Annotated in this window: 19 protein-coding genes and 2 tRNA genes; 4 read left to right on the forward strand and 17 right to left on the reverse strand. The window is 68.3% G+C overall.

Annotated elements, in window-relative coordinates; genetic code table 11:
* Nucleotides 1-82 precede the first annotated feature (82 nt).
* Entirely contained in the window at nt 83-949 is an 867-nt protein-coding gene (locus DMO17_RS13140; protein ID WP_110682933.1) for a type 1 glutamine amidotransferase domain-containing protein, read from the forward strand.
* A gap of 174 nt (nt 950-1,123) precedes the next feature.
* On the opposite strand, the gene DMO17_RS13145 is transcribed toward DMO17_RS13140, so the two are convergent.
* The 12 genes from DMO17_RS13145 to DMO17_RS13200 all read right to left on the reverse strand — a co-directional run bounded on the left by DMO17_RS13145 (nt 1,124) and on the right by DMO17_RS13200 (nt 13,798).
* Complete coding sequence (locus DMO17_RS13145; protein ID WP_181418784.1) at nt 1,124-2,308, reverse strand: BaiN/RdsA family NAD(P)/FAD-dependent oxidoreductase; 1,185 nt, start codon at nt 2,306-2,308, stop codon at nt 1,124-1,126.
* A 245-nt stretch (nt 2,309-2,553) separates the two neighbouring features.
* Nucleotides 2,554-4,746 carry a YccS family putative transporter gene (gene yccS, locus DMO17_RS13150; protein WP_110682934.1) on the reverse strand — a complete coding sequence of 731 codons (2,193 nt, stop codon included), beginning with the start codon at nt 4,744-4,746 and terminating at the stop codon, nt 2,554-2,556.
* 298 nt (nt 4,747-5,044) lie between these two features.
* Nucleotides 5,045-6,478: a nitrogen regulation protein NR(I) gene (gene ntrC, locus DMO17_RS13155; protein ID WP_110682935.1), complete on the reverse strand. Its 1,434-nt coding sequence runs from the start codon at nt 6,476-6,478 to the stop codon at nt 5,045-5,047.
* The gene (glnL, locus tag DMO17_RS13160; protein WP_110682936.1) at nt 6,475-7,557 is read right to left on the reverse strand and encodes a nitrogen regulation protein NR(II); all 1,083 of its coding nucleotides are present in this window, start codon (nt 7,555-7,557) and stop codon (nt 6,475-6,477) included. Before glnL ends, ntrC begins: the two co-directional genes overlap by 4 nt.
* A 188-nt stretch (nt 7,558-7,745) precedes the next feature.
* Nucleotides 7,746-8,372, reverse strand: a complete 627-nt coding sequence (locus tag DMO17_RS13165) for a DUF4124 domain-containing protein (protein ID WP_110682937.1) — start codon at nt 8,370-8,372, stop codon at nt 7,746-7,748.
* A gap of 18 nt (nt 8,373-8,390) precedes the next feature.
* A complete protein-coding gene (locus tag DMO17_RS13170) occupies nt 8,391-8,942 on the reverse strand; it encodes a DUF4124 domain-containing protein (protein ID WP_110682938.1) in 552 nt (183 codons plus the stop codon).
* A 173-nt stretch (nt 8,943-9,115) separates the two neighbouring features.
* Nucleotides 9,116-9,191 (reverse strand) — tRNA-Thr (locus tag DMO17_RS13175).
* 291 nt (nt 9,192-9,482) lie between these two features.
* Nucleotides 9,483-10,688 (reverse strand): methyltransferase, encoded by a 1,206-nt coding sequence (locus DMO17_RS13180; RefSeq protein ID WP_110682939.1) that lies wholly within the window; start codon nt 10,686-10,688, stop codon nt 9,483-9,485.
* Between the two features lie 71 nt (nt 10,689-10,759).
* Entirely contained in the window at nt 10,760-11,449 is a 690-nt protein-coding gene (locus DMO17_RS13185) for an ABC transporter permease (RefSeq protein ID WP_110682940.1), read from the reverse strand.
* A complete protein-coding gene (locus DMO17_RS13190) occupies nt 11,449-12,141 on the reverse strand; it encodes an ABC transporter permease (protein WP_110682941.1) in 693 nt (230 codons plus the stop codon). Before DMO17_RS13190 ends, DMO17_RS13185 begins: the two co-directional genes overlap by 1 nt.
* 114 nt (nt 12,142-12,255) lie before the next feature.
* Nucleotides 12,256-13,008 (reverse strand): ABC transporter substrate-binding protein, encoded by a 753-nt coding sequence (locus DMO17_RS13195; RefSeq protein ID WP_110682942.1) that lies wholly within the window; start codon nt 13,006-13,008, stop codon nt 12,256-12,258.
* Between the two features lie 16 nt (nt 13,009-13,024).
* On the reverse strand, nt 13,025-13,798 hold the full coding sequence (locus tag DMO17_RS13200) for an ABC transporter ATP-binding protein (protein ID WP_110682943.1): 774 nt from the start codon (nt 13,796-13,798) through the stop codon (nt 13,025-13,027).
* 392 nt (nt 13,799-14,190) lie between these two features.
* Between DMO17_RS13200 and DMO17_RS13205 the strand changes: the two genes are divergently transcribed.
* The 3 genes from DMO17_RS13205 to DMO17_RS13215 are packed head-to-tail and all read left to right on the forward strand — an operon-like array spanning nt 14,191 to nt 17,443.
* A complete protein-coding gene (locus DMO17_RS13205; RefSeq protein ID WP_110682944.1) occupies nt 14,191-16,032 on the forward strand; it encodes an adenylate/guanylate cyclase domain-containing protein in 1,842 nt (613 codons plus the stop codon).
* Nucleotides 16,029-16,529, forward strand: coding sequence for an SH3 domain-containing protein (locus DMO17_RS13210; RefSeq protein WP_110682945.1), 501 nt, complete (start codon nt 16,029-16,031; stop codon nt 16,527-16,529). The genes DMO17_RS13205 and DMO17_RS13210 overlap by 4 nt, the downstream gene beginning before the upstream one ends.
* 14 nt (nt 16,530-16,543) lie before the next feature.
* Nucleotides 16,544-17,443: a M48 family metalloprotease gene (locus tag DMO17_RS13215; protein WP_110682946.1), complete on the forward strand. Its 900-nt coding sequence runs from the start codon at nt 16,544-16,546 to the stop codon at nt 17,441-17,443.
* Between the two features lie 45 nt (nt 17,444-17,488).
* On the opposite strand, the gene DMO17_RS13220 is transcribed toward DMO17_RS13215, so the two are convergent.
* The 5 genes from DMO17_RS13220 to DMO17_RS13240 all read right to left on the reverse strand — a co-directional run bounded on the left by DMO17_RS13220 (nt 17,489) and on the right by DMO17_RS13240 (nt 23,314).
* A complete protein-coding gene (locus DMO17_RS13220) occupies nt 17,489-19,435 on the reverse strand; it encodes an HD family phosphohydrolase (RefSeq protein WP_181418785.1) in 1,947 nt (648 codons plus the stop codon).
* Between the two features lie 123 nt (nt 19,436-19,558).
* Nucleotides 19,559-19,634: transfer RNA gene (locus DMO17_RS13225), tRNA-Phe, on the reverse strand.
* A gap of 124 nt (nt 19,635-19,758) precedes the next feature.
* Entirely contained in the window at nt 19,759-20,031 is a 273-nt protein-coding gene (locus DMO17_RS13230) for an oxidative damage protection protein (RefSeq protein ID WP_110682948.1), read from the reverse strand.
* On the reverse strand, nt 20,028-21,095 hold the full coding sequence (gene mutY / locus DMO17_RS13235; RefSeq protein ID WP_110682949.1) for an A/G-specific adenine glycosylase: 1,068 nt from the start codon (nt 21,093-21,095) through the stop codon (nt 20,028-20,030). Before mutY ends, DMO17_RS13230 begins: the two co-directional genes overlap by 4 nt.
* Nucleotides 21,092-23,314 (reverse strand): AsmA family protein, encoded by a 2,223-nt coding sequence (locus tag DMO17_RS13240; RefSeq protein ID WP_110682950.1) that lies wholly within the window; start codon nt 23,312-23,314, stop codon nt 21,092-21,094. Before DMO17_RS13240 ends, mutY begins: the two co-directional genes overlap by 4 nt.
* Nucleotides 23,315-23,534: the final 220 nt, after the last annotated feature.

Raw genomic sequence — 23,534 nt, forward strand, 5'->3', positions numbered from 1 at the left:
CGCGCCTGGCGTCGTCGGTCTGCCGGGTTGTCGCCAGGCCTGCTAAGGTCGTGCTGCACTGCTACCGCCACGAGAGCCCGCCATGTCCGCGCCCTGCATCCTGATCCCCCTGCCGCGCCGCGATTTCGATCCCAGCGAGGCCGCCCTGGCCTGGCGCCAGCTGCGCCGGGCCGGCTACCGGGTGTGCTTCGCCACCCCGGACGGCCAGCCGGCGGAGCCGGACCCGCAGATGCTCAGCGGCGAGGGGCTGGATGCCTGGGGGCTGGTCCCCGGCCTGCGCCGGGTGCGACTGCTCGGCCTGCTGCTGCGCGCCAACGGCGCGGCGCGGGCGGCCTGCGCCGAGATGCTGGAGGACCCGGACTACCGGCAGCCGCTGCGTCACGAGGGCCTGCGCGTCGAGGACTTCGCCGGCCTGATGCTGCCCGGCGGGCACTGGGCCCGCGGCATGCGCGAATACCTGGAGAGCGCGACGCTGCAGGCCCTGGTCGCGGCCTTCTTCGCCGCCGACAAGCCGCTGGCGGCGGTCTGCCACGGCGTGCTGCTGGCGGCGCGCAGCCAGGGCGCGGACGGCCGCTCGGTGCTGCACGGGCGCAAGACCACCGGCCTGACCTGGAAGATGGAGAAGACCGCCTGGGACCTGACCCGCTTCTACGGCCGCTGGTGGGACGGCGACTACTACCGCACCTACTCCGAGGCGCCGGGCGAGCCGGCCGGCTACATGAGCGTGCAGGGCGAGGTGGGCCGACTGCTGGCCAGCCCGGCGGATTTTCTCGATGTGCCGCGCGACGCCCCCGACTTCTGGCGCAAGACCAGCGGCCTGCACCGCGACACGCCGGACGACAGCCGCCCGGCCTGGGTGGTACGCGACGGCAACTATGTGTCCGGGCGCTGGCCGGGCGACATGCACGAGCTGATGCGGCGCTTTATCGAGCTGCTACCGGCAGCGTAGCCCGAATGCAATCCGGGAATACAGGTAGCACCGCCCCCGGATTGCATCCGGGCTACATACTGCCCAGGCCGTAGGCGTCCCTGTAGGCGCGAGTTCTGCGGCGCCCGTGTCTGTCTATCGTAGGGTGGGTAAGACCCGGGCAGCGGTCAACGCGGGTATCACTCCTGCGCGGTGCTAGACAAATTGCGCGGCGGCGTGCGCCGAGGCCCAGGCCCACTGGAAGTTGAAGCCGCCGAGGTGGCCGGTGACATCCAGCACCTCGCCGATGAAGTACAGCCCCGGCGACTTCTGCGACTCCATGGTCTTCGACGACACCTCGCGGGTGTCAATGCCGCCCAGGGTCACTTCGGCGGTGCGGTAGCCCTCGGTGCCGGCCGGCACCAGGGTCCACTCGGCCAGTTTCTGCGCCACTGCCTCCAGCTCCGCCGGGGTGTACTGCTTGAGCGGCTTGCTGACGAACCACTGCTCGGCCAGCAGACCGGCCATCTTCTTGGTGAACAGCTCGGCCAGCAGGGTCTTCAGCTCACTGTTCGGCCGTTCGTGCTGCTGCGCCGCCAGCCACTCGGGCAGATCGATGTGCGGCAGCAGGTTGATGCTGATGGCATCGCCCGGCTGCCAGTAGGAGGAGATCTGCAGGATCGCCGGGCCGCTCAGGCCGCGGTGGGTGAACAGGATGTTCTCCTTGAAGCTGACCCCGTTGCAGCTGACCAGGCAATCCTCCACTGAGGTGCCGGACAGCTCGGTGCACAGCGCCTTGAGCTGTGGCTCGGTGATGGTGAAGGGCACCAGGCCGGCGCGGGTCGGCAGCAGGGTATGGCCGAACTGCCTGGCCACCTGGTAGCCGAAGCCCGTGGCGCCGAGGGTAGGGATGGACAGGCCGCCGGTGGCGATCACCAGCGACTCGCAGCTGAACTCGCCGGCGCTGGTGCGCAGGGCATAGCCGTTCGCGGTCTTGCCGATGGTCTCGACCGAAGTATCCAGGCGCAGGTCGACGCCGTGCTCGTCGCACTCGGCCAGCAGCATATTGAGGATGTCGCTGGCCTTGCGGTCGCAGAACAGCTGGCCGAGCTTCTTCTCGTGGTAGGGCACGTCGTGCTTGACCACCAGCTCGACGAAGTCCCACTGGCTGTAGCGGGCCAGGGCCGACTTGCAGAAGTGCGGGTTGTGCGAGAGGAAGTTGGCCGGTTCGCAGTACATGTTGGTGAAGTTGCAGCGCCCGCCGCCGGACATGAGGATCTTCTTGCCCGGCTTGTTGGCGTGGTCCAGCAGCAGCACGCCACGCCCGCGCGCGGCGGCCTTGGCCGCGCACATCAGGCCGGCGGCGCCGGCGCCGATGATGATGACCGGGAAGAAGGACAAGGGCTGTACCTCGGGACTGTGCGGAAGGGGCGCATTCTAGCGGAAAGCGTTGCCAAGCCTGAGGACCGTCGTCGTGTGGCTTGGATGCCATCTGGAAACTGGCAGGCCCGCCCCCGGATTGCATCCGGGCTACGCCGGCTGGTGCGGTGACCCTCTCCCCAGCCCTCTCCCATAAATGGGAGCGGGGGCAACAGCGGCACCGTGCAATTCGTCACCCCTGGCCCGTTTAGGGGGGCGAGGGTGACTCAGGCCGCCTGGGCCTCGCCGGGCTGCGGTACCTGCTTCTGCAGGTGCGCCACCAGGGTGCGCAGCGGCGCCAGTTGGCGGCAGATCAGGCCGAGCTGCACCTGCACCAGGCGGTGGCCTTCGTCCATCTCCTCCGGCAGCTGCTCCAGCTCTTCGGCCAGGCGCTGGTCGGTCTCGTCGTACACCGCCACCGGCTGGTTGTCGCGCAGGCAGGCGGCGATGGCCTCCAGGCTCTGGCTGATATGGGCCACGGCGCGCTCGTGCAGGGCGTCGCTGGCGTCGTCGGCCAGGCTCGCGCGGTGCGCGCCGAGGGCCGAGAGGTAGCTGAGCAGGGTGTGCGACAGCACCAGGAAGCGGAAGCCGGTCTCGGCGTCCTTCCTGAAGTGGCCGGGCTCCAGCAGCATGTTGGCCAGGGTGGTGGACAGCGCCGCGTCGGCGTTGTGCGCGTTGCGCCTGGCCAGGCGGTAACTCAGGTCGTCGCGGGCGCCGGACTCGTACTGCTGCATGATCTGCAGCAGGTAGCGGCTGTTGCTGCTGAGGGTGCTGGCCAGCACCTGGTTGAGCTTGCGCCCCTGCCAGTCGGGCAGGATCAGGAACACCGCCAGGCCGGCGATCACCGTGCCTAGTACGGTATCCACCAGGCGCGGCCAGAGCAGGGTGTAGGCGTCGCTGATCTGGTTGAAGCACAGCACCACCACCAGGGTCATGGCGGTGGTGGCCAGGGTGTAGCGGTCGACCCGGTTGGTGAAGAACACCACCCCGGCGGCCACGGCGAACAGCGACTGCAGCAGCGGGTCGGGGAACAGGCGGATCAGCGCCCAGCCCAGCACCAGTCCGAGCAGGGTACCGCTGACCCGCTGCACCAGGCGCAGGCGGGTGGCGCCGTAGCTGGGGCGGCAGACGAACAATGTGGTGAGCAGGATCCAGTAGCCCTGCTGTGGGTGGATCCAGTGCAGCAGGCCGTAGCCGGCGAGCAGCGCGACGGACAGGCGCAGGGCGTGGCGGAATACCAGGCTGGTCGGGGTGACGTGCTGGCGCAGGCGCTCGAAGGCGTCCTTGATATTCTGCGGCGAGCGATCGAGCAGGGCGCTGTCCTGCTCGTCGGCCAGGGCATCCGGGTTGCTGGCGCTGGTCAGCTTGCGCTCCAGGCTGGCCAGGTTGCCGGCCAGGGCGCCGAGGGCTCGCAGCAGGCGGCGCCAGGCCGGGTTGTTCTGCTCGCGCAGGTAGGCCATGGAGGCGTCCAGCTCGGCCATGGCCTGGCTGTTGTCGTTGTAGTCGAACGGCTGGCGCAGGCGGATGGCCCGCCCCAGCGCCTGGCAGGCCTTGCCCTGCTGGCTCAGCAGGCGGCCGCAGCGGAACATCACGTCGCTGTGGAAGAAGGCTTCGGCCAGGGCGTTGTAGGGGTAGTGCGAGGAACTGGCGCGCTCGTGGATGTCCTGGGCGATGAAGTACAGCTTGAGGTAGCGGTTGATCTTCTGCCCGCTGCGCTTGCGGCTCATGCGGTTGAGGATGATGTCCTTGGCCTGGTTCAGCGCCGTCACCACCCGGCCGTTCTGCCGCGCCAGCTCCAGGCGCCGGGCCTCGATGTCGAGCTTGCGCACCGGCTCGAACAGCGAGGCCTTCAGGCGCAGGTAGGCGCCCAGTTCCTCGAACACCCGCGCCAGTGCCTGCTGCACCGGCTGCTGGCTGAACAGCGCACTCCAGAGGATGCCGAGCAGGCCGTACCAGGCGGCGCCGGCGATCAGCAGCAGCGGCTCCTGCCAGAAGCCGCCGGCCAGGCCGGCACGATGCTCCAGGCCGATGGCGGTGTAGATGGCCAGGATCAGGGTGGCCTGAGCCACCGCCGCGTAGCGCTCGCCGATGCCGCCGAGCAGGGTCATGGCGAAGGCCGCCAGCGCCAGGCCGCTGCCGAACAGCCAAGGGTAGGGGAACAGCAACTGCACGGCGGTGGCCGTGGCGCCGAAGCAGACCAGGGTCACCAGCAGGGCCTGGGTGCGACCGCGCCAATGGTCGTCGCTCTCGGCCAGGGCGCTGGCGATGCAGCCGAGGAACAGCGGAATGACGAAGGCGATGCGGTCCAGGTACCAGCACAGCGCCATGGCTCCGGCCAGGGCGATGAACACGCGCACGCCGTAGGTGAATTTCTCGCGCGCCCAGAGCTGGCGCCAGGTGTGTTGCAGCGATGAGGGCATGGGGCGAACGGCTACCCGCGAGCAATGAGGTGGTTTGCCGAAGAAGACGGCGATGGTGGTGCGCGAGGCACCATTTTATTGACCTTTCGCTCAGAGGATAGTCCGCCGCAACCGGCAATGAAAAACGGGCCCATGGAGCCAGGCTGCTCGGTCGCAGCCCGGATGCAATCCGGGAAACAGGCAGCTCCGCTCCCGCATTGTATCCGGGCTACAGTGCTTGCTGTGGATGGCGCAGTCGCTTCTGCCGCGCCATGAAAAAACGGGCCCGCAGGCCCGTCCGGATCAGCTTGGCTGGTGCTCAGTCGTCACCGTCGTCATCGTCGCCGCCGTCGACCTTCATGCCCAGCTCCTTGATCTTGCGCGTCAGGGTGTTGCGCCCCCAGCCCAGCAGCACGGCGGCGTCGCGGCGGCGGCCGGCGGTGTGCTTGAGTGCGGTCTCGATCATGATCCGCTCGAAGGCCGGCACGGCGCTGTCCAGCAGGCTGGACTGGCCGCGCGCCAGGGCCTGGTCGGCCCACTGGCGCAGGCCCTGCTCCCAGTTGGCGGCCGGCGCGTTCTCCTGCGGCTGGGTCAGCAGCTCCGGCGGCAGGTCGTCGATGTGCACCTCGCGGCCGGAGGCCATCACGGTGATCCAGCGGCAGGTGTTCTCCAGCTGGCGCACGTTGCCCGGCCAGGGCAGGTGCTTGAGGTAGTCCTCGGTCTCGCTCTTCAGCAGCTTGGGCTCCACCGCCAGTTCCTGGGCAGCGCGGGCGAGGAAGTGGCGGGCCAGGGTGGGGATGTCCTCGCGGCGGTCGGCCAGGCGCGGGATATGGATGCGGATGACGTTGAGGCGGTGGAACAGGTCTTCGCGGAACTTGCCGGCCTGTACCAGGGATTCGAGGTTCTGGTGAGTGGCGGCGATGATGCGCACGTCGACCTTCACCGGGGTGTGGCCGCCGACCCGGTAGAACTCGCCGTCGGCCAGCACGCGCAGCAGGCGGGTCTGGGTGTCGGCCGGCATATCGCCGATCTCGTCGAGGAACAGCGTGCCGCCGTCGGCCTGCTCGAAGCGGCCGCGACGCTGGTTGGCGGCGCCGGTGAAGGCGCCTTTCTCGTGGCCGAACAGCTCGGATTCCATGAGATCTTTCGGGATGGCCGCCATATTCAGCGCGATGAACGGCGCCGCCGCGCGCGGGCTGTGGCGGTGCAGGGCGTGGGCGACCAGCTCCTTGCCGGTACCGGACTCGCCGTTGATCAGCACGGTGATGTTGGAGTGGGACAGGCGGCCGATGGCACGGAACACCTCCTGCATCGCCGGCGCCTCGCCGATGATCTCCGGGGTGCGCGACAGCGCGGCCGGCGCCTCCAGGCTCTGCTGCTCCTGGGCGTGCTGGTTGGCGCGCTTGACCAGCGACACCGCCTCGTCGACGTCGAACGGCTTGGGCAGGTACTCGAAGGCACCGCCCTGGTAGGAGGCCACCGCGCTGTCCAGGTCGGAATGCGCGGTCATGATGATCACCGGCAGGCGCGGGTGCATGTCGCGGATCCGCGCCAGCAGGTCGAGGCCGCTGGCGCCGGGCATGCGGATGTCGGAAATGATCACGTCCGGCTGCTGGCGGCTCAGCTTGCTCAGCACGCCATCGGCGCTGTCGAAACTCTGGGTGGTCATGCCCTCCTGCTGCAGGGCCTTCTCCAGGACCCAGCGGATGGAGCGGTCGTCGTCGACGATCCAGACGGTTTCACTGCGGCTCATGGCTGTGTAGCTCCTTGGTCCAGGGGCAGGAAGATCGAGAACACGGTGTGGCCGGGGTGGCTCTCGCATTCGATCAGGCCCTGATGCTGGCTGATGATGTTCTGGGTGATGGCCAGGCCCAGGCCGGTGCCGTCCGGGCGGCCGCTGACCATGGGGTAGAAGATGGTTTCCTGCAGCTCCGGCGGGATGCCCGGGCCGTTGTCGATGATCTCCATCTTCACCACCAGGCGGTGGCGGGTGTGGCCGATGGTGAACTGGCGCAGGGTGCGGGTGCGCAGGCTGATGCGGCCCAGGCGCAGGTCACTCTGCGCGGACAGCGCCTGCAGGGCGTTGCGCACGATGTTGAGCACGGCCTGGATCAGCTGCTCGCGGTCGATCAGCAGGTCGGGGATGCTCGGGTCGTAGTCGCGCACCAGGGTGATGCTGCCCTGGGCCTCGGCCTCGATCAGGTTGGCGACCCGCTCCAGCACCTCGTGGATGTTGGTCATGGCGAGGCTCGGCAGCTTGTTCGAGCCGAGCATGCGGTCGACCAGGTTACGCAGGCGGTCGGCTTCCTCGATGATCACGTTGGTGTAGTCGCGCAGGCCTTCGTCCGGCAGTTCGCGGGCCAGCAGCTGGGCGGCGCCGCGAATGCCGCCGAGCGGATTCTTGATCTCGTGGGCCAGACCGCGCACCAGCAGCTTTGTGGTCTCCTGCTTGGACAGCTGCGCCTCTTCCTTGGTGATGCGCAGCAGGCGGTCGCGCGGGTGCACTTCCAGCAGCAGCAGGGTCTGGCCGCGGTTGAGGATGGGCGTCACCGCATAGTCGACGGTGATGGTCTGGCCGGCCAGTGAGGTGAGCATCGCCTCGCGCTTGGTAAAGGGGTGGGCATGCTCCACCGCCTGACGCAACGAGTGCAGCGCCTCCGGCGACTCGGTGAACAGCTCGCTGATGAACTGGCCGTGGCTGCGCTGGCCGCTGACCGCCAGCAGCATCTCGGCGGCCGGGTTCATGTACTCCAGGCACAGCTCGGCGTTGAGCAGGATGGTCGCGGTGGTCAGGTTGTCCAGCAGCAGTCGGTGCAGCGCGTCGTTGATCATGGCAGGGTCCTGGCAATGACCGGGAAAATGCAAAAAGCAAACCAAGGCCCCGAAAAGACGCGCGGCAGTGGCCGATGCGGCCCGCCCGGCCGCCTTTCAGCGCAGCCGGCCGGGTGCTCGGTGAACCAAAACAGGGAGAGTATAGAAATCGGTGCAGGCTTATGCACCGAATTGGTGCGTCGAGGCGGTCAGATGAAGGGCACCAGGGGGATGTCCTTCGGCGGGTCCTTCGGCTTGTCCTCGATGGGGCATTCCGGGCGTACGCCCCAGTCCTTCTTCTTGCACGGATTGGCGGTGCGCTTCTCGGCCAGGGAGATGCGCTTCATGTGGAAGGGCTGCGCCGGGGTGCGCTCGACGATGCGCCCGCGGGCGTCGAGGATCTCCACCGAGATCTGGTGGGTGCCGCGGTCGATGTTCTGCAGCGGGAACACCGGGCTGCGCCCCGCTTCCCCCCAGGGCTGGCCGTCGAGGATCAGGCGGTAGCGGTGGCCGGGGTGCAGGGTCGGGTCGCTGCTGGCGGTGACGATCAGCTTGCCGGTGGTGTCGCGAATCACCGCGTCGGGTTCCGGTACCAGGATGCGCAGCAGGTCGTAGCCGGGTTCCGTCGCCAGGGGCGGTTCGCTGGCCGGGCTGGCCTGGGCGGCCGGCGACGAGGGCATCTGGTTGCCGGGCGCCAGTTCGATGCGCTCGGCCTCGCCCGAGGGTGGCTGGTCGGTGAAGACCCGGTTGCCGTCGGCGTCGATGTAGGTGTAGACGCCGGCGCTGGCGTGGAGACAGCAAAGGCCGAGCAGCATGCAGGACAGGTAGCGGAGCATGGGTAACCTTGCGCTGGATCAGGGGGTCGGCTTGGGTGTAGGGGGCGGTGGTCGCAATGCCGGGCTGCTGGTGTTCACCCGTTGCACGGTGAAGGTCACGCTGGCGCTGCGCTGCAGCGACTGGCCGCCACTGAGCACCTCGACGGCCAGGCTGTGTTCGCCGCGGTCGACATTTACCAGCTGCAGGCGCGGCACGTTGCTCGGCTGGCCGTAGGGCTGGCCGTCCAGCAGCAGGCGCAGGCTGTGCCCGGGCTGTAGGCGCGGGTCGATCTGCACGCCGACGCTGAAGGTGCCGTTGTTGGCACGCAGCGCCTCCTCACTGGGCAGGTCGGTCAGCGCCAGCACCCCATAAGGCTGGGCGCTGGCGGCGGGGGCATCGGTCGGCGCGGCGGACTCGACGGGCTGTGCCTGCACCGTGTTGGTCGGCGGCAGCTCGACGGTTTCCGCCGCCTGGCCTTCCGGCGGCTGGTTGGTGAACACCGTGTTGCCATTGGCGTCGGTGTACTTGTAGATCTGCGCCACGGCGGGCAGGGCCAGGGCGCAGAGCAGGCAGGCGGTGAGCAGGCGCATCGGGTGGCTCCTGAATGATCCTGCGGCAAGGGTTGCACCGGTCCGCCCGCCTGGCAAGTGCGGGCTGCGATGGGCGTGGCCCAGCGCAACAAAGTGAGCGACAGAGGGTAAATCGCTCTCCGGAAACACAAAGGCCCGCAACGAGGCGGGCCTTTGGGCGTTCATGGAATCTATGGTGCCGGCACCAGGAATCGAACCCGGGACCTACTGATTACAAGTCAGTTGCTCTACCAGCTGAGCTATACCGGCGTAGGGGGCGCCATTATAGCCATTGGTGTGGCGGAGTAAACCGTCGCGCGCGAGCTGGGATGGGGCTTGGCTATGAGAGCAGAGGTGTTTATGCACAATGAGAATGCGCCCTCGATGGGGATGCATGTTTTTTGTGCAGCAGATCGCGCATTTTGCTAAGAGGCTGTTTCAAAAGAACTTTTTTCTCAGATCAAAAAACCAGCAGGTCGCCGCAAGCCTGCTGCGGCGCGCCTTGTGCAGATTTCTACAGAATCCGTGCACAGAGTTATCCACAGCTTCTGTGGATGGCTTTCAGGGGCGCTCGGCCAGCAGCAACAGGTTGCGCGGGGTCAGCTGGTGGGCGCAGAAGGTGCCCAGCCTCACCTGGTAGCCCCGTTCTTCCAGGTAGAGGGCGCGGTCGAGCAGCAGCCACAGCTCCAGCGGGCGACGGAACAGGCCGCGTACCAGCTCCAGGTTGCGTACCTCCGCCAGGCGGAGCCAGCCGGCTGCCTCCAGGGCGGGCCAGTCGATGCTGCCGTGCAGTGCCAGGCCCTTGAGCGCGGCCAGGTCATGGCAGTAGCTGGCGAAGTCCTTGTCCAGCCAGCTCACCGGCAGCGATGGCGTCGGCAGGTAGTCATCCATGCCGCGCTGCTGGCGCTGCAGCAGGTCGAAGGCCAGGCGCCGGGCCATCGACAGGTCACGCTGGCGGCGCAGCCGCTGGCCGGCGGTGACGGTCTCGGCCAGCGGCAGGCGCAGGTCGTCCTGCGACAGGCGCAGGGCCGAGGCCCGTGCCGGGGCGCAGAGCGGCTGATAGTACTCGGTGGCGATGCGGTTGTAGCAGCAGGGCGCCACCGCCAGCTGGGCGCAGCCGGCGGCGCTGGCCAGCTGCAGCAGGCGCACGTGCAGGTCGCCGCAGGCATGCAGGGCCGCCGGCGTATGCGTGGCGTGCAGGCGCGCGCCGGCATCGGCGGCCAGCACGTCCTGCTGCAGGTGCTGGGCCGCGAGCTGCTGGCGTGCGCTGAGGCGCTGGCCGGCTGCCACCAGCTGCGGATCGTATTCCAGGCAGGTCAGCTGCTGGCCGCCCTGGGCCAGCAGGCGGCCGAGGTGGCCCTTGCCGGAGCACCAGTCCAGCCAGTGGCGCGGCGGCTGCCGGAACTGCAGGCGCCCGGCGAAGGCGGTGATCTGCTGCCACTTGCGCCCTGGCACGTCGACGCTCAGACGCTCGGGCAGTACGCCGAGATCGCGCGCGGGCAGTTCATCGAGCGCCGAGAGCGCGGCGGCGCGCCGCGCCAGCTCGGGGAAGGGCGCGGGGGCGGCCAGGCGCTCGGGATGGTTGTGCTCGGCTTCGGCCTGCTCCAGGCTGCGGCTGCGCAGCCAGGCGGCCAGTGCGGGCTGCTCGGCTTCCCAGGGCAGGGTCGGGCAGGTGAAGGGCTTGGGGCGCCACAGGTGCTGGTGGGTGACGAGGAAGTCGTCCAGGGCCTGGAAGCGTTCGCGCAGGGCGGGGCCGGTGAGGATCATGCGGGCGCAGCAGTGGGAGTGATGGCGGGCATTCTATCCCTCTCCCGGTGCGGGAGAGGGATCTTCGCGGGTCAGCGACCCTGGCAGGCGTCGACCCGCAGCTTGCGCTCCAGCAGCTTGAAGGCGCGCACCATGACGTAGGCGATCACCAGGTAGAACACGCCGGCGGCGAAGAAGATCTCCACCGGCAGGTAGGTGCGGGCGATGATGGTGCGCGACATGCCGGTCAGCTCCAGCAGGGTGATGGTGCTGGCCAGGGCGCTGGCCTTGAGCATCAGGATCACCTCGTTGCTGTAGGCCGGCAGGCCGATGCGCGCGGCGCGCGGCAGGATGATGTAGAGCATGGCCTGGGCGCGCGACATGCCCAGCGCACGGGCCGCCTCGATCTCGCCGGGCGGCACGGCCTGGATCGCGCCGCGCAGAATCTCGGCGATGTAGGCCGCGGTGTGCATGGTCATGGTGATGATGGCGCACCAGTACGGATCGCGCAGGTACGGCCATAGCGGGCCCTGGCGCACGGCGTCGAACTGCGCCAGGCCGTAGTAGACCAGGAACAGCTGCACCAGCAGCGGGGTGCCGCGGAAGAAGAAGATGTAGCCGAACGGCAGGGCGCGCACGTACCAGTGCCTGGAGGCGCGGGCGATGCCCATGGGCAGGGCGAGGATCAGCCCGGCGACCACGGCGATGGCCACTAGCTCGATGGTCAGCCAGGCGCCTTCGAGCAGCTTGGGCAGGTACTTGTAGATCACTTCCCAGTTCATCAGGAGCTCCGCACGAAGCCGCGGCTGGCGCGCTTCTCGAGGAAGTGCAGGCCGATCATGGCGAGGATGGTCAGGCCCAGGTAGATGAAGGCGGCGACCAGGAAGAAGGTGAAGGGCTCCTTGCTGGCGGTCACGGCGATCTGCGAGCGACGCATGATCTCTTCCAGGCCGATCACCGAGACCAGCGCGGTGTCCTTCATCAGGATCATGAACAGGTTGCCCAGGCCGGGCAGGGCGATGCGCCACATCTGCGGCAGGATCAGCCGCCACAGGATACGGCCCTTGGACAGGCCGAGGGCCATGCCGGCCTCGCGGTGGCCCTTGGGGATGGCCAGGATGGCGCCGCGGAACACCTCGGTGGCGTAGGCGCCGAAGCACAGGCCGAGGGCGATGGTGCCGGCGGCGAAGGCGTTCAGTTCCAGGCTTTCCAGGCCGAGCAGGTCGGCCAGGGCACGCATCAGGTTGACCGTGCCGAAATAGATCAGCAGTACCCAGAGCAGCTCGGGCACGCCGCGGACGATGGTGGAGTAGGTGCCGCCAAGCCATTGAAGCGGCTTGTACGGGGAAGTCTTGGCCAGGGCGCCGAGCAGCCCGAGCACCAGGCCGAGGGCCAGGGCGGACAGGGCCAGCTGGATGGTCACCAGCGTGCCGGCGGCGAGGGCGGGGCCGAAGCCATGGAGGTCGAGAATCATAGGGTGCCTGAGGGCGATTTTTCCAAGCGCGCGGTGGCGGTCAGTGGCGCACCAGCGAGGCGCCACCCGGCCCGGGTGAGAAACCGCCGCCCCGTGGGGCGGCGGCCCGGCGCATCAGTAGATGCTGAACGGGAAGTACTTGTCGTTGATCTTCTTGTAGGTGCCGTCTTCGACGATGGCCTTCAGCGCGGTGTTCAGCTTCTCGCGCAGCGGATCGCCCTTGCGCACGGCGATGGCGATCTTGTCGTTGTCGAACACCGGCTCGCCCTTGAACTCGAAGTCCTTGCCGGCATCGCTCTTCAGCCATTCCCAGTTGACGAACTTGTCGGCCAGCACGCCGTCGAGGCGGCCCGAGGACAGGTCGAGGTAGGCGTTTTCCTGGGTGTCGTACAGCTTGATCTCGACGGTGTCGGCCAGGTTGTCTTCCAGCCAGGTGCCGGCGATGGTGGCGCGCTGGGCACCGATCACCTTGCCTTTCAGGCTGGCCTTGTCGGTCTTGAAGTCGCCGCTCTTAGGTGCGATGAACTGCAGCTTGTTGGTGTAGTAGGGCTCGGTGAAATCGACCGCCTGCTTGCGCTCCTCGGTGATCGACATGGAGGCGGCGAGGAAGTCGAACTTCTTGGCGTTCAGGGCCGGGATGATGCCGTCCCAGTCGGAGGTGACCACTTCGCACTCGGCGCCCATCTTGGCGCACAGGGCCTGGGCGATCTCGACGTCGAAGCCGCCGACCTGGCCGCTGGCGTCGATCAGGTTGAAGGGCGGGTAGGCGCCTTCGGTGCCGATCTTCAGCTTGTCCGCGGCGACTGCCTGGGTGCCGAAGGCCAGGGTGGCGACGGCGGCCAGCAGGATCTTCTTATAGTTCTGCATGCGTGATTGCTCCGTTTCAGTGATTGCTGGACATGAATTGTTTACAGCGTGCCGATTGCGGGTTGGTGAAGACCTGCTCGGGCGGCCCTTGCTCTTCCACCAGGCCCTGGTGGAGGAAAACCACTTCGCTGGACACCTGCCGGGCGAAATTCATCTCGTGGGTGACCAGCAGCATGGTGCGACCTTCCTCGGCCAGCGCGCGGATCACATTAAGCACTTCCTGTACCATTTCCGGGTCGAGGGCCGAAGTCGGCTCGTCGAACAGTATCACCTTGGGCTGCATGGCCAGGGTGCGGGCGATGGCGGCACGCTGCTGCTGGCCGCCGGAAAGCTGGTTGGGGTAGGCGTGGCGCTTGTCGGCGATGCCGACCTTGGCCAGCAGCGCCTCGGCCACCTCGATGGCCTCGGCCTTGCTCTGGCCGAGCACGCGGCGCGGTGCCTCGATGATGTTGTCGAGCACGCTCATGTGCGGCCACAGGTTGAAATTCTGGAAGACGAAGCCGATCTCGCTGCGCAGGCGGTTGATCTGCCGGTTGTCGGCGGCGACCAGGTCGCCGTTCTTCGCCGCCTTCAGCTTGAGTTCCTCGCCGGCGACGAAGATCTGCCCCTGGTGCGGGTTTTCCAGCAGGTTGATGCAGCGCAGGAAGGTCGACTTGCCCGAGCCCGAGGAACCGAGGATGGAGATCACGTCGCCGTCGCGGGCGGTCAGCGAGATGCCCTTGAGCACTTCAAGGTCGCCGTAGCGTTTGTGCAGATTGCGGATTTCCAGCGCGGGCGTTGCCTCGGCCATGGGGGGTCCTCTTGGTTGCGGATGCGCTCCGGCTGCTGGCCGCCTTCCTAGCGTGCGGCTGAACCTAGCATAGCGTTTGCGGCAGCGCCAAGCCGGCTGCCGCCGCGGCCGGCGCCGGTTGCCGCCGGTTGTCGCATCATGACAGTTGCGTGTCGCGCCCAAACAAAAAATTGCCTGGCGCACTCCTGAGCGCGGCGTGCGGCGGCCCGCAGGTGGAGATAAAAAGCCCGATCCATGGATCGGGCTTGGGCAGTGCAGCCGGTGCGGCGAATGGGCGCGGAGTTTACTGGAGCGACCCGGCGCGGTGAAGTGGCGCCGGGCCACCAGTCTGCTAGAGTCGGCCTGCTCCCCAGGGGATCGGGTCGAGCCAGGCCACTTTCCCGGAGTTCTTCATGGCGCAGTCGCAGCAGTCACCCAGGGCGTTTCGTACCAGTCTGTGGCTGCTTTGCGTCCTGGTTGTGCTGCTGGTGCCGCTGCTGCACCTGTGGGCGCCGGTGCAGCACTGGAGCAACGCCCACGGCGACTGGCTGATCCGCCAGCGCGCCACGCAACAGGCGCCCGACCCGCGCATCGTGGTCATCGACATCGACGACACCAGCCTGCAGGCGCTGGCCGGCGAGGCCGGCAAATGGCCCTGGCCGCGCGCGCTGCACGCCGAGCTGCTCGAACACCTGCTGGCGCAGCAGGCCGAGGCGGTGGTGTTCGATGTGCTGTTCAGCGAGGCCGACCGCTTCCATCCCGACGCCGATGCCTATTTCGGCGAGGTGCTGGCGAGCAGCGAGCGGGTCTACCTGGCGGCCCTGCAGCAGCAGGCCGTCGACCCGGCCAAGGCGCCGCTGCTCGCCGACTACCCACCGACCACCGGCCTGCTGCCCGGCCGCGACCGCCAGCAGCGCGGCGTGCTGCTGCTGCCCTGGGCCGTGGCGCCGCAGAGCTGGAAGGTCGGCACCATCAACTTCAGCCCGGACGCCGATGGCGTCGGCCGGCGCTACGACATTCATCGTCGCATCGGCGACTGGCGCATGCCCTCGCTGCCGGCGCGGGTAGCCCAGGATCGCGGTGTGGCGCTGCCGGATGCCGCCAGCTTCCTGCTCGACTGGCGCAGCGCCGCGCGCGTGCCCTATCCGCGTGCCCCCTTCGCCGCCGCCCTGGCCCAGGCGCGCGGCGAGGCCGGCGCGCTGGCAGCCGACTACTTCGCCGGCAAGATCGTGGTGATCGGCACCACCGCCGCCGGCCTCTACGACCTGCGGCGTACGCCGCTGGACGATCTCTACCCGGCGGTGTTCATCCTCGCCACCGCCATCGACAACCTGCTCAACCAGCAGCAGCTGCAGATGGTGCCGGCCTGGGCCATGGCGCTGTTCGGCGTCGCCCTGCTGCTCGCCCTGCAGCTTGTGCTGCTGCGCGAGCGCCTGCTGGCCGCCAGCCTGCTGACCCTGGGCGCCAGCCTGGTGCTGCTGCTCGGTGCCTATCTCCTGATCCTGCAGGGCGTGTTGCTGCCGGTGCTGCCCAGCCTGCTGGCGCTGTGGCTGCTGCTGGCCCTGGCCCTGGCGGTGTTCTACCGCCGGCGCCGGCAGCAGCTGGCCAACACCATCAGCCTGTTCAGCCGCTTCCTCGACCCGCAGGTGGTGGCCCAGCTGGTCGCCCGCGAAGACCCGCAGGCACTGCTGGCCAGCCGCGAGTGCCAGCTCACCGTGCTGTTTTCCGACATCCGCAACTTCACCAGCATGTCCGAGCGACACAGCGCTCAGGAGATCATGCAGATCCTGGAGAACTACTTCGCCGGCCAGGTGGACGTGCTGTTCAGGCACCACGCGACCCTCGACAAGTTCATCGGTGACGCCATCATGGCCTTCTGGGGCGCGCCGCAGGACAACCCCAACCAGGCGGTGGACGCGGTCAACGCGGCGCTGGAGATGATCGACAACGTCGAACGCTACCGGCGCGACTTCGACCACCCGGATTTCGACATCGGCATCGGCCTGCACAGCGGTCCGGCGGTGGTCGGCATGGTCGGGACCAGCAAGCGCTACGACTACACTGCAATAGGCGATACGGTGAACCTAGCCAGCCGCATCGAGGGGCTGACCAAGGGGCGTGCGCGCCTGCTGGTGTCGGCCGCGACCATGCAGGCCTGCGGCGATGCTTTCGACTTCGTGCCCCACGGCGATTTCCAGGTGAAAGGCCGCGTCGAGCCGGTGACCCTCTTCGAACCCAGGAGAAAGACCTCATGAGAAGTACCCTTTGCGCCGCCCTGCTGATCCTGGCGGGCTGGCTGGGCAGCGCCGTGGCGCTGGCCGAAGTGCGCGGCGCTGTCACGGTCGAGGCCACCGCCCTGCGCGAGAGCCCCGCTGCCGCGGCTGCCGTGCTGCAGCAGCTGCCGGCGCAGAGCCGCCTGGCCATCCTCAAGCGCCAGGGCGGCTGGTATCAGGTACAGACCGCCGCCGGCCAGCAGGGTTGGGTGGCGCTGCTGGCGGTGCGCTTCGACAAGGCCGCCGGGGCCAGGGGCGGCAGCATCGGCGCGCTGCTCGAAGGCAGTACCGCGGTGGAGCCGGCCAGTGGCGTGGCCACCGGTGTGCGTGGCATCAGCGACGATCAGGTCGGTGGTGGCGGCGGCTCCGGCAGCCTGTCCCTGCAGCAGCTCGACCGCTACGCGGTGACCCCGGGCAGCGCCCGTGCCTTCGCCCAGCAGGGTGGCCTGCGCAGCCAGACCATCGCCTATCCCCAGTGAGCCGGAGCCGAGCCATGCACAAGATTCTTTGCCGTACCGCCCTGCTCGCTGCCCTCTGCGCCGCGCTGCCCGCCTGCGAAAGCCTACAGGTTCTCGAAGGCGTGCAGATCCAGGGGGTCGACCTGTCGCCGCTGGCCAGTGCCGGGCGCAACCTCGGCGAGCTGGGGGAGAAGAGCCAGGACGAGGAACTGGTGATCGGCGCCAGCACCGCCGAACTGCTGCTCAAGCAGGCCCGCCTGCTCGATGCACCTGCCCTTCAGGCCTACGTCAACCAGGTCGGCCGCTGGGTCGCCCTGCACAGCGAGCGGCCCGACCTGCCGTGGCGTTTCGGCGTGCTCGACAGCAGCGTGGTCGGCGCCTACGCGGCGCCTGGCGGCTATGTGTTCATCACCAGCGGCATGCTCGCGCAGATGGACAGCGAGGCCGAGCTGGCCGGTGTGCTGGCCCACGAGGTGGCGCACGTGGTGCAGCGGCACCACCTGGCGGCGATCAAGCAGAAGGCCGGCGCCGGGCTGCTCACCGACCTGTCGCGGCTGGCCCTGCAGGCCAGCCAGGCCGGCTCCAGTGCACCGGCCCCTGGCACGAGCGTCTCCACCCAGCAGTTCGACCAGCTGGTGACCAACCTCTATACCCGTGGCCTGGATCGTGGCGACGAGTACGAGGCAGACCAGATGGGCGCGGTGATCGCCGCTCGCGCCGGCTACGATCCCTATGGCCTGGCCACCGTGCTGCAGGGCATCGGCACCATGAAACAGGACGATGCGACCCTGGTGACCTTCCTCAAGGTGCACCCGAACATCGGCGATCGCCTGACCCGCCTGGAGCCCACCTACCAGTACCTGGACCAGGCGGCCGCCGGTGGCAGCCAGCAGACCCTGGACCAGCGCTACCAGAAGGCACTGTCGGCCAAGTAAGGCATCGGGCGGGGCGCGGGGCGGCTGCGCGCCGCCCCTTGTGCTTCAGTGCCGGTGCTTGTCGCAGGGCTCGTAGTCGCAGACGTGGTGGGCGTACGCCGGCGCCGTGCTGGGCGCTGCCGAGGGTGGGGGAAGCGCCGCACTCTGGGCCGGATTGAGGTAGCAGCGCGAGTCGATGAATACCCTCACCAGGTCGCCATCCAGCAGCCCGCTCCTGACCTCCGCCTGGAGGATGTCCAGCGCATGCTCCACCGGCACCGCCGGCTTGTACGGACGGTCCGAGGCGGTCAGCGCGTCGTAGATGTCGCAGATGGTCATGATCCGCGAGCCGCAGGGAATCTGCTCGCCGGCCAGGCCCTTGGGGTAGCCGCTGCCGTCGAGCTTCTCGTGGTGCGCCGCGGCGATCTCGGGGATGCGCTGCAGCGCCGGGGTCCAGGGGATCAGCTTGAGGAAGTCGCGGGTGTGCACCACGTGGCGCTCGATCTCCGCGCGCTCCTCCTGGGTCAGGCTGCCGCGGCGGATGGCCAGGGCGCCGAACTCGCTCTCCGAGAGCAGGCCGATCAGGCTGTCGTCATGGCTCTTCACCACGTGGCCCTGGATCTCCTGCAGGTGCTGGAAGTCGCCCTCGGTGAGCACGCTCGGCTCGTTGGCCTTGAGGATGTCATGCAGGTACTGGTCCAGCCGCTGGCACTCGACGGCCAGCTCCTGCTCCCACTGCAGGCGCAGCTGCTCGTCCAGCGCGCCGTATTGCCGGTAGGCGTTGAGCATGCGTCGCAGGGTCTGGTTCTGCAGGCTCTCCTTGGCCAGGGCCACGCGGTAGCGCAGGTTGTCGACAACCGGCTCCGGCAGCTTCTTGGCCTTGGTCAGCACGTGCTCGCGCACACCGACCTTGCCGAAGTCGTGCAGCAGCGCGGCGTAGCGCAATTCGCGCAGGCCCTCGTCGCCCAGCGCCTGGGTGCGCAGGTGGGCCATGGGCGCCAGCGGCAGCTGGCGGGCCAGGGCGATGCACAGGTCGGCGACGCGGAAGGAATGGCCGGCCGAGGTGGGGTCGCGCTGTTCGATGGCGAACACCGAGGCCTGCACGAAACCGTCGAACAGCTGGCTGATGTCGTCCAGCAGCTGGCGATTCTCGATGGCCACCGCCGCCTGGCTGGCCAGGGCGCGCAGGGAGGCGGCCATCACCTCGTCGAAGGCGATGACGCTGCCGGCGTCGTCCTGGCAGTTGATGAACTCCAGCACGCCGACCACCTCGTGACGGTGATTGAGCATGGGAATGGCCAGCAGCGACATGGTGCGGTAGCCCACCTGCATGTCGAACGAGCGGTTGAAGCGGTAGGGCGCGTCGGCCGGGATGGCATAGGCGTCGGCGATGTTCAGCTCGGTGCTGGTCAGGGCCACGTAGCCGGCGATCGAGGCCTTGGTCAGCGGCATGCGCTGTTCCTGGAAGCGGGTCGGCAGCGAGCTGTTCTGCGTCAGCTTGAACAGCAGCTGCGGCTGCTCGCCCTTCTTGTCGACCAGGAACAGCGAGGCGGCATCGCTGTTGGACAGGCGCCGGCCCTCGGTGAGGATCTTGCTCAGCAGGCGCTCCAGGTCCTTCTCGGCGGACAGTGCCAGGCCGACATCGACCAGCTTCTGCAGGTCGCCGTCCTTGTCGTGCAGGGCGGCAGCCAGCTGGTCGGTCTTCTGCCGGAGGCGGAACTGCTCGGCGGCGAAGCCGAGCAGGGCGAGCAGCTCGTCCTCGCTGGCCGCGCCGGGCAGCGGCAGCACCCCGGGCGGGGCGTCGAAGGCCACCAGGCTGGCGCCGCATGCCTGCCAGTCGGCCAGCGGCCTGGCTTGCAGCAGCGGGGCGTCGAGCAGCAGCACCTCGATGTCCTGGGCGATGCTCGTGTCGGCTTCCAGGCAGCGCAGCGCGATGCCCTCGCGGACGAGGCGGGCGTACAGGGGCGAGGCGGCAAGCAGTGGGCTGTGTCCCACCGTGAAGCTGGCTGTCATCAGGGGATACCCGGGGCCGATTGGACTGCGCTCGGCTGAGTATTGCACCGCTGCTGGGGGGCTTCCACAAAGGCGGGAGGCGGAAAGCAGAAAGCCCGCCATGGAGGCGGGCTTTCGGAGTTTTGGTGCCCAGGGACGGAATCGAACCGCCGACACGGGGATTTTCAATCCCCTGCTCTACCGACTGAGCTACCTGGGCAACGGGGCGCCATTAAACGGATTTGGCTTTGCAGTGTCAAGCGAGGGAATGAAAAAAATTTGAGCGTAGACGGGCGGTTACGAATTTTCGCGAGGCGGCGGGCGGTTTCCGTCCCGCCTTCGCATCAGGCGCTCGGCGGCACGTAGCCGTCGGCCTTGGCGTAGTCCTCGCCGGAGAGGAACTTGTCCATCTCGGCCTGGAGGAACTTGCGATCCTCGGCGTTCATCATGTTCAGCCGGCGCTCGTTGATCAGCATGGTCTGGTGTGCCTGCCACTCGTCCCAGGCCTTCTTCGACACGTTGTCGTAGATGTCCTGGCCCTTGGCGCCGGGGTAGGGCGGGCGGTCGAGGCCGGGCAGCTCTTCGTTGTACTTGCGGCAGTGGACGGTGCGGCTCATGAGGCTTCTCCTGCATTCAGTTCTTGCGCGGCTCGCTTGAGGAGCTTCTTCACCGGGGCGGCCAGGCCCAGGCGCGGCGGGGTGGCGAGGTTATACCAGAGCCAGTCGCCCTCGGCCACGGCATGGCTGGCCTGCTCGACGCGCACCAGCCAGGGTTCGATGGCCAGCTGGAAGTGGCTGAAGGTGTGGGTCAGCCCAGCCAGCTCGCGCGGCTCGCCCAGGTGCAGGGCATGCTGGCGTGCCAGTTCGCCCAGGGCGTCGAGGTCGTCCAGTTCCGGCAGGCTCCACAAGCCGCCCCACAGACCGCTGGAGGGGCGGCGGTAGAGCAGGATGGCGCCCTCGGCGTTGGCCAGCAGCGGCATCAGCGTGCGTTTCTGCGGCAGCGCCTTGCGTGGCTTGGGTTCGGGGAAGTCGGTTTCACGGCCGAGCAGGTGGGCGCGGCAGCCGGCGCGCACCGGGCACAGCAGGCAGCTCGGCTTGCTGCGGGTGCACAGGGTGGCGCCCAGGTCCATCATCGCCTGGGTGTAGTGGTTGACCTGCTCGTGCGGGGTCAGATGCTCGGCCAGTTGCCACAGCTGCGCGGCCACCTTGGGCTCGCCTGGATAGCCCTGCTGGGCCTGGTAGCGGGCCAGCACGCGCTTGACGTTGCCGTCGAGGATCGGCGCACGCAGGCCCATGCTCAGGCTGGCGATGGCGCCGGCGGTGGAGCGGCCGATGCCGGGCAGCTCGGCCAGTTGCTCGACCGAGCGCGGGAACTCGCCGCCATGCTGCTCCACCACCAGCTTGGCCGCCTTGTGCAGGTTGCGCGCGCGGGTGTAGTAGCCGAGGCCGGTCCACAGGTGCAGCACTTCGTCTTCGGGGGCGGCCGCCAGGGCTTCGACCGTTGGCAGGGCGTCCATGAAGCGGTCGAAGTAGCCGAGCACGGTGCTGACCTGGGTCTGCTGCAGCATGATCTCCGAGACCCATACCCGGTAGGGTGTGATGCCCTGTTGCCAGGGCAGGTCCTTGCGCCCGTGCTGGTCGTACCAGGCCAGCACGGCGCCACTGAACTGCTCGGGGCTCATCGGTTGAACAGGCCCTTGAGCGCGTCCTTCAGCTCGGGGCTGACCTTGTCGCCGAGCTTCTCCTCGATCTTCTCTTCCAGCTTGTTGCCGGCCAGCTTGGCGGCGACCTTGGTCATCCCGGCCTTGTCCAGGCGGCAGGCCTTGGCGCCCAGCTCCAGCGGGCCGCGGCAGAGCAGGGGCCACTCGATGCCGACGTAGCGCTCGTTGACCTGGCAGGCCGGGTCCGGCATGGCCGTCTTGTCGCCTTCGATGACGATGCCGACACGGTAGTCCATGCCCAGCACGCGCAGGTCGACATCGCCGTCGCCATTGACCGTCAGGCCGGGGATGCGCGCCTTGAGGTCGGGGTTGCTGGCCACGCCGTTGGTGAACTTCAGGTTGCCGTGCAGTTCCTCGAAGGGCGTGTCCTTGCCGCGCGGTTCGCCGGACAGCGACTTGCGGTTGAGGGTGGCGATGCCCTGGCACAGCTGCTGCTCCAGGTTGGCGTCGACCAGCACGCCGTTGCTCAGGCTGAAGTTGGCCTTGCCGTTCAGTCCGTCGATCCAGGCCTTCTGGCTGTTGCCCTGGGTGCGCAGGTCGGCGTTGAGATCCAACTGGCCGCGCAGTGGGGCTTTCTCGCCGCGGGACTCGATCAGCTTCTCCACGGGGATGCGCTTGAGCTGCTGGCTGGCGGTCAGCAGCGGAATGTTCGGGCGCGCATCGAGCTGCGATTGCATGGCGAACTCGCCGCCGTGCAGGTCGCCGCGCAGCTCCTTGAGCTCGAGCAGGCCGCCCTTGGCGGTCAGGGCCAGACGCGCGTCCTCGATCGGCAGCTTGCTCAGGGTCAGCTGGCCGAGGCCGAGAGTGGCCTGCAGGTCCAGCTTGCGCAGCTGCTCCAGCGGCAGTGCGGGGGCGCTGCTCCAGGCCTGCTGGGTGGGTGCGTTGGGCAGCGGGGTGGTGCCGCTCTTGCCGGCGGCGGCCACGGCCTGCTTGACCTCGTTCTGGCGTGCCTGGCCGGCGCTGGCGTCCTTGTCCTGCGGCGGCAGGTAGCGGTCGAGGTCGAGCTTGTCGCCCTTGAGCTGCAGGCGCAGGGCCTGCTGGGCGAAGTCGCTGACTGCCAGGCTGCCGGCGAAGCTGCTGTCATCCAGCTTGAGGGCCAGGTCGTTGAAGCTGAGGCTGCTCGGCGTGCCGGCCAGGCGCGCGGACATCTCGAAGCGGCTCAGGGTGCCGTTGTCGCGCATCGCCGGCAGGGCCACGCCTATGCCGTCGAGGAATTCGCGCAGGTTGAACTGCGCCAGCGACAGGCTACCTTCCAGCTGGGCGGTCTTGTCCAGGTCGCGCAGCTTGAGTTCGCCGAGGGCACGCAGCTGGTTGGCGGACAGCTTGATGCCGGTCCACTCGGCCACCTGGGCCGACTGGTCGAGCAGCAGCTGGCCCTGGCTGGCGAAGGTCAGGGTCTTGCCATTGAGGGGCTCGCCCGAGGCCTCGCCGGCCAGCTTGAGGTCCTGCAGCTGGTAGCGCTTGAGCTCCGGCTCGAAGCGCAGCAGGCCCTGCAGCTCGGTCTTGGCGCGCAGCACCGGCTGGTTGCTGCCGAGGAAGGCCAGCAGCTTGACCGGGATATCGGCGCCCTCGCGGATGGCGCCGGTGGTCAGCTCGATGCCCTCGGCGCTGAACTGCTTGCCGCTCTTGGCGTCCTGATAGTCGATGCGCGAATTGCTGACGGTCAGGCTGTCGATATCCAGTTTGAGCGGCTGGCTGTCCTGCTGCGGCTCGCTGGCGCCGCTGTCGGCGGTCTGCGCGGCGGGCTGCGTCGTGGTGGTGCTGGCCTCGGCCTTGGCCGGCTTGCCGATGCCTTCCCAGTTGCCGCGGCCCTTGTCGTCGCGCTGCAGGGTCAGGTCGAGGCCGTCGACGCGGATGTCGCTCATCTGCACTTCGCGGCGCAGCAGCGGCAGCACGCGTACCGACAGGCCGAGCAGGCGCAGGTTGGCGAGGGGTTGGTCCGGGGTGTCGGCACTGGCCAGGGTGGCGTCGGTCAGCTCCAGGCCGAGCCAGGGGAACAGGCTCCAGCCGATGTCGCCCTTGAGCTGCAGCTCGAGGTTGGCCTTGTCGCGGGCCAGCTGCTGGATCTCGTCCTTGTAGTCGTTGGGATCGAACAGGTGGGTGAGGGCGAAGCCGAGGCCGATGACGATCAGCAGCAGGCCGAGCATTACCAGACCCAGGATTTTGCCGAAGGCTTTCATGGACCAGTCCTTGTGTGGGAGTTCTTCTGTCAGGCGCGGGAGTATAACGCCGCTGTGCTTCACCGCGCGGTGGCGACCTGGTGGTCGTGCTGGCCGCCGGCAGGGGTTTGGATGGGCAAGTCGGCGCCCGGTTCCTTGGCGCCGGTGCCGATGATCAGGTCGGCCACTGCGTCCATGGGGGGCTCCTTGATGCAGGTCAATATCGCCGGCCGGCGCTGTT

It is taken from the genome of Aquipseudomonas alcaligenes, assembly GCF_003205495.1.
GTDB lineage: Bacteria > Pseudomonadota > Gammaproteobacteria > Pseudomonadales > Pseudomonadaceae > Aquipseudomonas > Aquipseudomonas alcaligenes_B.